Here is an 11,548-nt window from a genome sequence, read left to right on the forward strand (position 1 = left end):
CCGGCAATCCGGCCTGCGCCTCGACGGCCTAGCCCATGGGCCGGTTCCTGCAGATCGCGGGTCTGGTCATCGGTCTGGCCGGGCTCATCCTGCAGTTCTGCATCAGCATTCCGGCATCGATGGAAGCCGGCCGCAGCCTGCTTGGCTCAATCATTTTCGTTTTCAGCTTCTTCACCATCCTGACCAACATCGGCGCGGTGCTGGTGTACACGTCGCTGCTGTCACCCACCTTCTATGCCTGGCTGCCGGCCTTTGCAGGCGCGCGGATGCGGGCCGGCGTTGCGGTTTCGATCGCGCTGGTCTTCATCATCTACGCAACGGTCCTGGCACAACTCTGGCAGCCGCAGGGGCTGTTCCTGCTCTGCGACGTCCTGCTGCATTATGTGACGCCGGTGCTTTTCGTGCTGTGGTGGTTGATATCGGGCGCTGACGGCAGGACGCGCTGGAGCGACATTTCCTGGTGGGTGATCTATCCCATCGCTTATCTGGTCTATGCGCTGATGCGGGCGCCGTTTGCCGGCGAGGTGCCCTACCCTTTCCTGGACATCGCCAAGAACGGCGCGACCAGCGTCCTCATCTCGGCCGCAGCCATCACCGGACTTTTCCTCGTGCTGTGCGTGGTCGCCGTCCTTGCGGACCATGCCGTTGCACGCACCAGGGCATCGAGCGTCCGTTAGAACTGTACGGACGTCCTGTCCGCATTTCCCAGGACCATTATCTCCCAAAGCCCGGTTCCCGCTTTTGGGGTCACAGTCAGTCCCAGAACGGCCTGATGCCCTCGCGGTGGGCGTCGCAGCGCGTGACGCCGATATCCTTGAGCTGGTCGTCGGTCATCTCCAGCAGCGCCAACCGGCTGCGGCGGCGATCCAGCAGGTTGTCGATCCATCTTGCCATCGACCTCAGCACGCGCACAAGACGGCTGACAAAACCGCGCTGAGCCGATGGACGTGTGGATTGGCCTGATAATGCAGCGCTCGAATGACGTATTGTCGCGATTGTATTCATTTTCTATCTGCCGAAGTCCTAAATTGTACCCTTTTTTTCACGCGACTGGTATGTATTGACTCATCTATCGGTGCAATATAGAAAATTGTCACCATGACAACTTGGCTTCCCGATCTCACCACCGGCTCCGGGCCGCTGTATCAGCGCCTGGCGGATTCCATCGAAACGGACATCGATCGGGGCGTGATCGCTGCCGGCGCAAAGCTACCGCCGCAGCGCGACCTCGCCTACGACATCGGCACCACCGTCGGCACGGTCGGCCGGGCCTATCAATTGCTGCGCGAGCGTGGGCTGGTGAGCGGCGAAGTCGGGCGTGGAACCTATGTGCTCGGCCAGCGCGCGAAGCCGGATTTTCCGGCTCCGGACGTCGGCGGCGAAGGCACGCGCTATATCGATGCGCCTAAGGGCAAGCTGCGTTTCGACAGCACCGCAGCACCTGATATCGGCCAGGGCGACATTGTCGCCGGAGTCCTGTCGCGCACGGCGCAGGACCATCCGCATGAGATCTCGAGCTACACGCGGGACTTCCCCGACCGATGGTACGAAGCCGGCGCCCGCTGGTTGGCGCGCAATTCGTTTCGCCCGAATGCCGACACCATCGTTCCCACGCTCGGCACCCATGCGGCGGTGATGGCGGCGATCGCGGCGCTCACCATGCCTGGCGACTATATTGCCTTCGAGCACCTCACCTACTCGCAGATTTCCCGCAGCGCCGGCCTGATCGGCAGGCGCACCGCGCTGGTGGCATCGGACGAGGAAGGCATCGATCCGCAGGATTTCGAGCGCGTCTGCGCGCAAAAGCATCCCAAGATGATCTTCCTGATGCCGACGGCGCAGAATCCGACGCTGGCCACCTTGTCGGCGGCGCGCCGCGAGGCGATCGCCCATGTCGCACGCGAATACAACGTCGTCCTCATCGAGGATGACCTCTATGGCAATCTGACCGACGATCCGACACCATTGCTGGCCGAGTATGCGCCTGAACGCACCATCGTCGCGGGCGGCCTGTCGAAGTCGGTCGCAGCCGGTGTGCGCGGCGGCTGGCTTTCCTGCCCGCCCGCCTACCGCCACCGCATCCGTGTCGCCCACAAGATGATGACCGGCGGCATGCCCTTCCTGCTGGCGGAGGTGAATACAAGGCTGGTGCTGTCAGGTCAGGCGGATGAGATACGCAAGCGCAGCATCGCCGAAATCGGCGCCCGCATCGCCATCGTGCGCGAGACTTTGGCCGGCTTCGCGGTCAAGTCGCATGACAGGGTGCCCTTTGTCTGGCTGACCCTGCCCGACCCCTGGCTTTCCGGCACCTTCAAGAACGCCTGCCTGGAGCACGGCGTGCTGATCGACGACGAGGACGAATTCAAGGCCGGCCGTTCCGAGCAGGTTTTCCATGGCGTCCGCTTTGGCGTTTCGCAGCCGAGACAGCGCGGGGACATAGCCGAAGGCGTCGCGGCGATCCGGCGACTTCTCGATGAAGGCCGCGCCGGCTACGACAGCTTCTCCTGACACTGCGTGGCTTTGTCCGGTTTTCCGTCGTTTTTCGTCAATCCATGGGTGTATCGGCCGCAAGGCTTGCGATAAGACGGGACTCAAAATCCCAACGTCCCGGATATAAATCGCCGCCCATGACCATTTCCAATTCCGTGCCGATCACCCCCGAGCTCATTGCCTCACACGGGCTCAAGCCCGACGAGTATCAGCGCATCCTCGATCTTGTCGGGCGCGAGCCGAGCTTCACCGAACTCGGCATTTTCTCGGCGATGTGGAATGAGCACTGCTCCTACAAATCCTCGAAGAAATGGTTGCGCACGCTGCCGACCACCGGACCTCAGGTCATCCAGGGGCCGGGCGAGAATGCCGGCGTGGTCGACATCGGCGACGGCGACTGCGTCGTCTTCAAGATGGAGAGCCACAACCACCCGTCCTACATCGAGCCCTACCAGGGTGCGGCGACCGGCGTCGGCGGCATATTGCGCGACGTCTTCACCATGGGCGCCCGGCCGATCGCGGCGATGAATGCGCTGCGCTTCGGCTCGCCTGACCATCCCAAGACCCGGCACCTCGTTTCAGGCGTGGTTTCCGGCGTCGGCGGCTATGGCAACGCCTTCGGCGTGCCGACGGTCGGCGGCGAGGTCAATTTCGACGCCCGCTACAATGGCAACATCCTGGTCAACGCCTTTGCGGCGGGCCTTGCCAAGACCGATGCGATCTTCCTGTCGGAAGCCAAGGGTGTCGGCCTGCCGGTCGTCTATCTCGGCGCCAAGACTGGCCGCGACGGTGTCGGCGGCGCCACCATGGCCTCGGCCGAATTCGACGACAAGATCGATGAGAAGCGCCCGACAGTGCAGGTCGGCGATCCCTTCACCGAAAAGTGCCTGCTGGAAGCCAGCCTCGAACTGATGGCCTCGGGCGCAGTCATCGCCATCCAGGACATGGGTGCCGCCGGCCTTACCTGCTCGGCGGTGGAAATGGGCGCCAAGGGTGACCTCGGCATCGAGCTCGATCTCGACAAGGTGCCGGTGCGCGAAGAGCGCATGAGCGCCTACGAGATGATGCTGTCGGAAAGCCAGGAGCGCATGCTGATGGTTCTGCGCCCGGAAAAGGAAAAGGAAGCCGAGGCGATTTTCCACAAATGGGGGCTGGACTTCGCCATCGTCGGCAAGACCACCGACGATCTGCGCTTCCGCGTGCTGCACCAGGGGGATCAGGTCGCCGATCTGCCGATCAAGGATCTCGGCGACAAGGCTCCGGAATATGACCGGCCGTGGGTCGAGCCGAAAAAGCCGGCGCCGCTGGCCGCCAATGACATTCCGCAAGCCGACGTTGCCGACGCGCTGCTGAAGCTGCTCGGCGGACCTGACCTGTCTTCGCGCCGCTGGGTCTGGGAGCAGTATGACACGTTGATCCAGGGCAATTCGCTGCAGCTTCCAGGCGGCGATGCCGGCGTGGTCCGGGTCGAAGGCCATGCGACCAAGGCGCTCGCCTTCTCCTCCGACGTGACGCCGCGCTATTGCGAGGCCGACCCTTATGAGGGCGGCAAGCAGGCGGTGGCCGAATGCTGGCGCAACTTGACCGCCACCGGCGCTCTGCCGCTGGCCGCCACCGACAACCTCAATTTCGGCAACCCGGAACGGCCCGAGATCATGGGCCAGCTGGTCGGCGCGGTGAAGGGCATAGGCGACGCCTGCCGCGCGCTTGGCTTCCCGATCGTCTCCGGCAATGTCTCGCTCTACAACGAGACCAACGGCCAGGGCATCCTGCCAACCCCGACCATCGGCGGCGTCGGGCTGATCGCCGACTGGTCGAAGATGGTGCGGACCGGCTTTGCGGCCGAGGGCCAGATGATCCTGCTGGTCGGCGCACCGGCGTCCTGGGGAACGCATCTCGGGCAATCGGTCTATATGCGTGACGTACACGGCCGCACGGATGGCCCGCCGCCGCCGGTCGACCTCGAGCATGAGAAGCGCGTCGGTGACCATGTGCGCGCGCTCATCGCATCCGGCATCGTCACGGCGGCGCACGACGTTTCCGATGGCGGTGTCGCCGTTGCACTTGCCGAGATGGCGATGGCGTCCGGAATCGGCGCCGCCGTTCCCGGTCTTGTCGGCACCGACCCGATCCCGGTCTGGTTCGGCGAGGACCAGGGCCGTTATCTCCTGACGCTGTCGATCGATCCGCATGGCGACGAATGGGACGCCATTCGCAAGCAGCAGGGCGAACTCGGCATCTTCGCGCCGTGGATCGGCTCGACCGGGGGCAGCGCGCTGAAGCTTGGCGACGCCAGGGCAATCCCGGTCAGCGAACTCTCCGCGGCGCACGAAGGCTGGTTCCCCCGCTTCATGGACCAGGCCAGTTGACGAGAGCATGATCCCGAAAAGTGGGAACGGTTTTTCGGGAAACTCATGATCAAGCACAGGAAACTGGCTGCCCGGGCGCTGCTTGCAGTCGTTTTCTGGCCGTCGCTGTTCTTCTTCTGGTTCCTGGGACCATTCGTCTTTTTCCTGCTGTCGACAACCTCAAGCGAGGTGTGCATGCGGCTGGAAACGCGCGCGGAGTTCCTTGCCGCGGCCAATGGCGCCATCCCCATGCTCATCGCCCAGAATCTCATCTACGCGATCCCGATCATCTGCCTGGTTCTGTGGGACCGCCTGGCGCCGGATCCGGCACGGGCAAGGCATATCGTCACCTGCATCAAGCTTTTTGCCAGCGCGGTGGTCGTAGGCGCGTTGTGGGAGTACGGCTCGTCGCTTGTCTGCGACGGTTATGGCCAGGGGTTCTTCTCGCCGGCTTGGCAAATGACGAGCTATCTCCCCATTGTCGGCCTCGTGCTCAACGCGCCGCTTTATGTGCTTGCCTTCAGCCTTGGCCGTGCTTTCTCGACACGCGACGACGTTGCCGAGGATGAAGCAAGCCCACCGGCCTAGTCTTTCTCTGAAGCCGTCGGGCCGTCTTGCCGTTGGTGGGACGAACGGCTTCAATCCGGACCGGAAAGGCTTTAGGCTCGCCCGACTCTCATCTTATGGCCTGACACCGGCCGCTCGAAACAGGATTTTGCCATGGCAATGGACGCCCACGACATCGAAAAACTGATCAAGGACGGCATTCCGGACGCCAAGGTGACGATCCGCGATCTCGCCGGCGACGGCGACCATTATGCGGCCGAGGTGGTGGCCGAGAGCTTTCGGGGGAAAAGCCGCGTGCAGCAACACCAGATGGTCTATGACGCGCTGAAAGGAAATATGGGCGGCGTGCTGCACGCGCTCGCCTTGCAGACCAGCGTTCCCGACTGACCCTTAGCGCTTGGCCCAACACGGCCCATCCTTTGCGCCATTTCAGCCGCGGCGCGGCTAACGTCTTGTTTCGAGCAATCGTTGGGTTTATTTGAAGGGATATGTTTCGAGCCTGACTCCCACAGGCGGGAAAGGATATTCCATGAGCGGTATCAACGACTACATCGACAATGAAGTGAAGGGCAACGACGTCGTCCTTTTCATGAAGGGCACGCCCGGTTTCCCGCAATGCGGATTTTCCGGCCAGGTCGTCCAGATCCTCGACTATATCGGCGCCGACTACAAAGGCGTGAACGTCCTGGACTCGGCCGAACTGCGCCAGGGCATCAAGGAATACTCCAACTGGCCGACGATCCCTCAGCTCTACGTCAAGGGCGAATTCGTCGGCGGCTGCGATATCATCCGCGAGATGTTCCAGGCCGGTGAGTTGCAGACATTCCTCGTCGAGAAGGGCGTCAGCGTCAAAGGCGCCGCCTGATTTCTGTTTTGTGCATGCCCGAAAATCGACGTTGATTTTGGGCATCGAGCACCAGGCACCCGGGGCAGCCCCACCTCGGCAATTTTCATGTCCTGAACCCAGGACCAGGACGAGCCAATGCGCCGGCCCGCCGGCGCATTTTCGTTTGAAAGATCGGACTTGCCGTGGACCAGCCAAAACCAGCGCCGCAATCGGCAAGCAAACTGCCCATTCCGCGCTGGGAGTTCATCGCCCTGTGCGCGGCGCTGATGGCGCTGAACTCGCTGGCCATCGACATCATGCTGCCGGCGCTGCAGCAGATCGGCGCCACGCTCGGCGTCGAAAATGAAAACCACCGGCAGTACGTCATAACGGCCTACATTCTGGGCTTCGGCGGCGGACAGTTGTTCTTCGGGCCGATCTCGGATCGCTTCGGGCGTCGCGCACCACTGGTCGCCGGGCTGGTGATCTATGTCGCCGCGGCCGCGGCTGCCGCCATTGCGCCAAGCTTTGAGACACTTCTGCTGTGCCGGGCCGTGCAAGGCATTGGTGCGGCCGCCACCCGCGTCATCGCCGTATCGATCGTGCGCGATACGTTCGACGGCCGGCGCATGGCCGAGGTGATGTCGCTGATCTTCATGGTGTTCATGGCGATACCGGTCATTGCTCCCGGCATCGGCCAGTTCATCATGCTGTTTGCGACCTGGCATTGGATCTTCGTCACCATGGCCGTCGGTGCGCTCCTCGTCTCGGCCTGGTCGCTGCTGCGCCTTCCTGAAACGCTGCATCCCGAACATCGCCGGCCGTTGACACTCAACTCCATTGTCGGTGGGTTTCGCATCGTGCTCACCAACCGCATTGCGATCTGTTATGCCTTCGCCAGCACCTTCATCTTCGGCGCCATGTTCGGCTTCATCGCTTCGGCGCAGCAGATCTATGTCGACATCTTCAAAGTCGGCGAGATGTTCCCGGTCATCTTCGCAGGCGTCGCGGGCGTGCTCGCCTTCTCCAACTTTCTGAACTCGCGCCTTGTCGGCCGCATCGGCATGCGCCGCCTGTCGCAGAGCGCGCTGCTGCTGTTCCTGGTCATCAGCCTTGCCTGGCTGGTGGTCTCGCTGGAAATGAAGATGCCGCTCTGGCTGTTCATCACCTTCTTTGCCTGCGCCATGCTTCCGTTCGGCGCGCTCGGCGCGAACTTCAACGCGCTGGCCATGGAGCCGCTCGGGCAACTGGCCGGCACGGCGTCGTCGATCCTCGGTTTCATGCAGACGTTTCTCGGCGGCATTCTCGGCACGCTGATCGGCCAGGCCTTCAATGGCACGGTGACGCCGCTGGCCGCCGGCTTCTGCAGCGTGTCGATCGCGGCGCTGCTGATGATCTTCATCGCCGAGCGCGGCAAGATGTTCCAGCCGCAGAACCCGCCCGTTTCAGGGCACATCACCGACTTGCATTAGGATGCACCCTCAAGGGCCGCCGTGAATCGAGGGGCGAGCATACGCCCCGCAATTGCTCCACCCATCCTGTCCGAAAAGGGCAAAGGCAGAGCATCATCGAGTGCCTTGAGGATTGAGGCCACGAAGGCCCGGCTGCGCTGGGCATCGGTTCCCAGATCGGCATATGTGGCGCGAGGCTTGCCGATCAGTGTGCCGTTGCGGCGAAGCGAGAACCGCAGGGTCAGGGACATGCCCGCGGTTCCGGGTGGCGGTTTCCAGCAGGCATAGATAGCGTCCGACATCTCCCTTATCGTATCGACAGGATCGGAACTGCGACAACTGCGCTCCTGCGATCTTGCTTCCTGGGAACTGGTAGACAGAGCGGCGGCAAGAGCCGCGGCGACAAATGCGAACCGGGGTTTCATTCGAGAGCCTCCGGATTTGCGTGAAATTGCACCGCTCCTTCGGCTAACGCAGCGATCAATCCTGTGCCGCCCAGAGCTCGCGGCGCAATTCGTGCCAGCTTTCGCGATCGGGCGCGACAAGCAGGCCGCCGCCGAGATGCGAGGGCAGATAGGTGCTGCCGTCGAAGCGCGCCGCGTGGCCGCCGGCCTCGGCATGGATCAGCACGCCGGCCAGATGATCCCACGGCATCAGCTTGTTGTAGACGACGAAATGGGCATGGCCGCTCGCCAAGAGGCGGTATTCGTGCGCGGCGCAGCGATAGGCGAATTGCGACAGGATCTTTGTCTGGTTGCGCGCCAGCCGCGACCGCTCCGGTTCGGGCATATATTGCCAGGAGACCGAGCCGGTCATTTCCGAGATCGGCGCGGGTGCCGCGACATGCACCTTCTCGATGCTGCCATGCGCATGCCGGATATGGCTGCCGGCGCCTCTGGCGCCGATCAGCCAGTCCTTGCCGACGGGATCGTGGATGATGCCGGCAACCGTCTCGCCCTGGACCACGACCGCCAGCATGACGCCGAACAGCGGCACGCCGGAGGCGAAGTTGAAAGTGCCGTCGACCGGATCGATGACGAAGGCCAGATCGGCATCGCCCAGACCATCGAGCAGTGCCGGATTGTCGGAACAGGCCTCCTCGCCGACGATCATCGCCTGGGGATAGCGTTCGCGCAGCCGCGCGGTGATCAGCCGCTCGGCATTGACGTCGGCTTCGGTCACAAGGTCGGCGGCCGAGGTCTTCTGCCTGACATCGCCATCGCCCAGCCGGCGAAAGCGCGGCATGATCTCGGTCAGCGCCGCCTCGGCCAGAATGCCGGCCAGCCAATCGATCGCGGTGTCGTCAAATGTCATCGGAAGTGTCTTGCCTTGTGGTGAGGGTGTCGTTGAGGGCAGCGAAGTCGAACAGCTTCCTGTCGAGCAGGTGCGATGGCCTGCTGTTCGACAGCGCGCGCAGCATCGTATCCTTGCGGCCGGGCATGCGCTTTTCCAGGTCCTCGAGCATCGCCTTCATGGCGTTGCGCTGAAGACCTTCCTGGCTGCCGCAGAGATCGCAGGGAATGATCGGGAATCGCATGGCGGCAGCGAATTTTTCCAGATCGGCCTCGGCGCAGTAGCTCAATGGCCGCAGCACCATGACGTCGCCGTCGTCGTTGAGCAGTTTTGGCGGCATGGCGGCGAGACGGCCGCCATGGAAGAGATTCATGAAGAAGGTTTCGAGAATATCCTCACGATGGTGGCCGAGCACCAGTGCCGAGCACCCCTCCTCGCGCGCAATGCGGTAGAGATGGCCGCGCCTGAGCCGCGAGCAGAGCGAGCAATAGGTGCTGCCCGCCGGCAGCTTGTCGGTGACGACGGAATAGGTGTCCTGATACTCGATCCGGTGCGCAATGCCGTGGCTGTCGAGATAGTCCGGCAGGATATGTTTGGGGAAATTGGGCTGACCCTGGTCGAGATTGCAGGCCAGAAGATCGACCGGCAAGAGCCCGCGCCATTTGAGGTCAAGCAGCACCGCGAGCAGGCCGTAGGAATCCTTGCCGCCAGACAGCGCAACGAGCCAGCGCTGGCCGGGCTTGACCATCGAGAAATCCTCGATCGCCTGCCGGGTCAGCCGCAGCAGCCGCTTGCGCAATTTGTTGAATTCGACCGAGGACGGCACCTCGGCGAACAGCGGATGGAAGCCGCCTTCGCTGTCGGCGATCGGTTCGATGTCTGGAAGCATGTTCATGGCATGTCGCTTTCAGTGGCCAGAGCGCCGGATTAGCGGACATGACCGACAAAGAAAAGGCCGCCTCGACGGGCGGCCTTTGCTTGGTATCGCAGAACGCGCTCGTTTTAGCGCGAATAGAATTCAACGACCAGGTTCGGTTCCATCTGCACGGCGAACGGAACGTCCGCCAGGCCGGGAATGCGCGAGAAGGTCGCGACCATCTTGTTGTGATCGGCTTCGATGTAGTCCGGCACGTCGCGCTCGGCGAGACCGACCGCTTCCAGAACGATGACCAGCTGCTTGGACTTTTCGCGCACTTCGACGACATCGCCCGGCTTGCAGCGATACGAGCCGATGTTGACACGCTTGCCGTTGACGTTGACGTGGCCGTGGTTGACGAACTGACGGGCGGCGAAAATGGTCGGCACGAACTTGGCGCGGTAGACGACCGCGTCGAGACGCGATTCGAGCAGGCCGATCAGGTTCTCCGAGGTGTCGCCCTTGCGGCGGTCAGCCTCTTCATAAACCTTGCGGAACTGCTTTTCCGAAACGTCGCCATAGTGACCCTTCAGCTTCTGCTTGGCGCGCAGCTGCAGGCCGAAATCGGAAAGCTTGCCCTTGCGGCGCTGGCCATGCTGGCCGGGACCGTATTCACGCTTGTTGACCGGGGACTTCGGGCGGCCCCAGATATTTTCGCCGAGACGGCGGTCGATCTTGTACTTCGCGGATTCGCGCTTGCTCATCGCATTCCCTTTTCAAAACAATACACCCGGAACCTCATGGTCCGGGTGAAGGAAACGCGCCCTCCTCTGGCCTCCGTTTTCGAGACCTGACAGGGTTTTCCCACGCAACGCGGCGGAAAACCCACGGGACACGTCAGTTCAAACAAGATAGTAGAATTGGATTTCCACGCATCTTGCGCACATAAAGAAAACCACCGGGCATTGCGGCCCGGTGTTGGCGCGCTGATTAAACGGAGATTTAACCGGTGTCAAGCTTGTGGCTGGCGTAGGCCATGGCGACGATATAGCGTCTCTGGGTTGAGTACAGTGCCGGATGTGGCGGGAGGTTGCGCCAGCGGCATCAGGAAGGGACCGGAGCAGAGGAGCTACATTCGCATGAAGAAATTCTTCCTTACCCTGACAGGAGCCGCTGTGTTGGCGGGATCCATGGCGGTCCTGACACCGGAGCCGGCGGAGGCCAGGCATTGGCACGGACACCGACATCACCAGGCTTGCCGCATCGTGATCAAGAAGAAGGTTATCTGGCGGCACGGCCACAAGAAGGTCGTACGCTACAAGATCAAGCGCTGCAGCGGGCGCTGGTAGGCTCCTATCCGGTCACAGGCGGCCGACATCAATTCAAAGCCCGCGGTTTTGGCCGCGGGCTCTTTGATTCCGGATGCTTAATCCTTAGTCTTTCGACTTCCTCTCCGGCAGGCCCTTGCGCTTCGTCTCGGCGAATTCCTCGAGCTGCTTTTCGCTCATCGATTCGTACATTCCCTTGGAAGCGCCCTGCAGTTCGCTCTTCTTGGTCTCGCCGCGCTTGGCCGACAGAGCCGCGCCGGCGGCTTTCTGCTGGGCTTTCGAGGTGGCTGGCATGGTTCTTTCTCCCGTTGGAATCTGGAGAAAAACGCAACGACTGCCGTGATGTTCCGCTTCGCAATCACGACATAGCCAGCCCGAAGCCCTGTATC

Annotated in this window: 14 protein-coding genes; 8 read left to right on the forward strand and 6 right to left on the reverse strand. The window is 62.4% G+C overall.

All coding sequences use genetic code 11. The features are described from left to right. Positions 1-35 precede the first annotated feature (35 nt). Complete coding sequence (locus EN749_RS20290; protein ID WP_128363815.1) at positions 36-677, forward strand: Pr6Pr family membrane protein; 642 nt, start codon at positions 36-38, stop codon at positions 675-677. A 76-nt stretch (positions 678-753) separates the two neighbouring features. Here the strand turns inward: EN749_RS20290 and EN749_RS38905 are convergent, their stop codons facing one another. After that, positions 754-894, reverse strand: a complete 141-nt coding sequence (locus EN749_RS38905; RefSeq protein ID WP_245482838.1) for a DUF1127 domain-containing protein — start codon at positions 892-894, stop codon at positions 754-756. Positions 895-1,098: 204 nt separating this feature from the next. On the opposite strand from EN749_RS38905, the gene EN749_RS20300 reads away from it, so the two are divergent. The 6 genes from EN749_RS20300 (at position 1,099) to EN749_RS20325 (ending at position 7,703) form a co-directional block, all read left to right on the forward strand. Further along, positions 1,099-2,508 (forward strand): PLP-dependent aminotransferase family protein, encoded by a 1,410-nt coding sequence (locus EN749_RS20300; RefSeq protein WP_128363816.1) that lies wholly within the window; start codon positions 1,099-1,101, stop codon positions 2,506-2,508. 119 nt (positions 2,509-2,627) lie between these two features. After that, positions 2,628-4,859: a phosphoribosylformylglycinamidine synthase subunit PurL gene (gene purL, locus EN749_RS20305; RefSeq protein WP_128363817.1), complete on the forward strand. Its 2,232-nt coding sequence runs from the start codon at positions 2,628-2,630 to the stop codon at positions 4,857-4,859. Positions 4,860-4,904: 45 nt separating this feature from the next. Continuing rightward, complete coding sequence (locus EN749_RS20310) at positions 4,905-5,426, forward strand: hypothetical protein (RefSeq protein WP_128363818.1); 522 nt, start codon at positions 4,905-4,907, stop codon at positions 5,424-5,426. A gap of 132 nt (positions 5,427-5,558) precedes the next feature. After that, the gene (locus EN749_RS20315; RefSeq protein WP_010909092.1) at positions 5,559-5,792 is read left to right on the forward strand and encodes a BolA family transcriptional regulator; all 234 of its coding nucleotides are present in this window, start codon (positions 5,559-5,561) and stop codon (positions 5,790-5,792) included. Between the two features lie 142 nt (positions 5,793-5,934). Then, positions 5,935-6,270: a Grx4 family monothiol glutaredoxin gene (gene grxD, locus EN749_RS20320; protein WP_006332883.1), complete on the forward strand. Its 336-nt coding sequence runs from the start codon at positions 5,935-5,937 to the stop codon at positions 6,268-6,270. 248 nt (positions 6,271-6,518) lie between these two features. Further along, complete coding sequence (locus EN749_RS20325) at positions 6,519-7,703, forward strand: multidrug effflux MFS transporter (RefSeq protein WP_245491462.1); 1,185 nt, start codon at positions 6,519-6,521, stop codon at positions 7,701-7,703. On the opposite strand, the gene EN749_RS38910 is transcribed toward EN749_RS20325, so the two are convergent. The 4 genes from EN749_RS38910 to rpsD all read right to left on the reverse strand — a co-directional run bounded on the left by EN749_RS38910 (position 7,700) and on the right by rpsD (position 10,595). Continuing rightward, on the reverse strand, positions 7,700-7,933 hold the full coding sequence (locus tag EN749_RS38910; protein ID WP_245491461.1) for a hypothetical protein: 234 nt from the start codon (positions 7,931-7,933) through the stop codon (positions 7,700-7,702). The genes EN749_RS20325 and EN749_RS38910 overlap by 4 nt on opposite strands. Positions 7,934-8,162: 229 nt before the next feature. Continuing rightward, entirely contained in the window at positions 8,163-8,996 is an 834-nt protein-coding gene (locus tag EN749_RS20335) for an inositol monophosphatase family protein (protein ID WP_128363821.1), read from the reverse strand. Then, the gene (ttcA, locus tag EN749_RS20340; RefSeq protein WP_128363822.1) at positions 8,986-9,870 is read right to left on the reverse strand and encodes a tRNA 2-thiocytidine(32) synthetase TtcA; all 885 of its coding nucleotides are present in this window, start codon (positions 9,868-9,870) and stop codon (positions 8,986-8,988) included. Before ttcA ends, EN749_RS20335 begins: the two co-directional genes overlap by 11 nt. A 107-nt stretch (positions 9,871-9,977) precedes the next feature. Further along, entirely contained in the window at positions 9,978-10,595 is a 618-nt protein-coding gene (gene rpsD / locus EN749_RS20345; RefSeq protein ID WP_023759539.1) for a 30S ribosomal protein S4, read from the reverse strand. A gap of 375 nt (positions 10,596-10,970) precedes the next feature. On the opposite strand from rpsD, the gene EN749_RS20350 reads away from it, so the two are divergent. Then, the gene (locus tag EN749_RS20350; protein WP_127332070.1) at positions 10,971-11,180 is read left to right on the forward strand and encodes a hypothetical protein; all 210 of its coding nucleotides are present in this window, start codon (positions 10,971-10,973) and stop codon (positions 11,178-11,180) included. Positions 11,181-11,264: 84 nt separating this feature from the next. Here EN749_RS20350 and EN749_RS20355 read toward each other — a convergent pair whose 3' ends face one another. Continuing rightward, positions 11,265-11,453, reverse strand: a complete 189-nt coding sequence (locus EN749_RS20355; RefSeq protein WP_128363823.1) for a DUF3008 family protein — start codon at positions 11,451-11,453, stop codon at positions 11,265-11,267. Positions 11,454-11,548 lie beyond the last annotated feature (95 nt).

The sequence above is a fragment of the Mesorhizobium sp. M7A.F.Ca.ET.027.02.1.1 genome (assembly GCF_004022985.1).
Taxonomy (GTDB): Bacteria; Pseudomonadota; Alphaproteobacteria; order Rhizobiales; family Rhizobiaceae; genus Mesorhizobium.

Coding starts and splice junctions, on each gene's coding strand:
- EN749_RS20310 (WP_128363818.1), top strand. CDS start 4,905: ATGATCAAGCACAGGAAACTGGCTGCCCGGGCGCTGCTTGCAGTCGTT.
- rpsD (WP_023759539.1), bottom strand. CDS start 10,595: ATGAGCAAGCGCGAATCCGCGAAGTACAAGATCGACCGCCGTCTCGGC.
- grxD (WP_006332883.1), top strand. CDS start 5,935: ATGAGCGGTATCAACGACTACATCGACAATGAAGTGAAGGGCAACGAC.
- ttcA (WP_128363822.1), bottom strand. CDS start 9,870: ATGAACATGCTTCCAGACATCGAACCGATCGCCGACAGCGAAGGCGGC.
- EN749_RS20325 (WP_245491462.1), top strand. CDS start 6,519: ATGGCGCTGAACTCGCTGGCCATCGACATCATGCTGCCGGCGCTGCAG.
- EN749_RS38905 (WP_245482838.1), bottom strand. CDS start 894: ATGGCAAGATGGATCGACAACCTGCTGGATCGCCGCCGCAGCCGGTTG.
- EN749_RS20350 (WP_127332070.1), top strand. CDS start 10,971: ATGAAGAAATTCTTCCTTACCCTGACAGGAGCCGCTGTGTTGGCGGGA.
- EN749_RS20335 (WP_128363821.1), bottom strand. CDS start 8,996: ATGACATTTGACGACACCGCGATCGATTGGCTGGCCGGCATTCTGGCC.
- EN749_RS20300 (WP_128363816.1), top strand. CDS start 1,099: ATGACAACTTGGCTTCCCGATCTCACCACCGGCTCCGGGCCGCTGTAT.
- EN749_RS20355 (WP_128363823.1), bottom strand. CDS start 11,453: ATGCCAGCCACCTCGAAAGCCCAGCAGAAAGCCGCCGGCGCGGCTCTG.
- purL (WP_128363817.1), top strand. CDS start 2,628: ATGACCATTTCCAATTCCGTGCCGATCACCCCCGAGCTCATTGCCTCA.
- EN749_RS20315 (WP_010909092.1), top strand. CDS start 5,559: ATGGCAATGGACGCCCACGACATCGAAAAACTGATCAAGGACGGCATT.
- EN749_RS38910 (WP_245491461.1), bottom strand. CDS start 7,933: ATGTCCCTGACCCTGCGGTTCTCGCTTCGCCGCAACGGCACACTGATC.
- EN749_RS20290 (WP_128363815.1), top strand. CDS start 36: ATGGGCCGGTTCCTGCAGATCGCGGGTCTGGTCATCGGTCTGGCCGGG.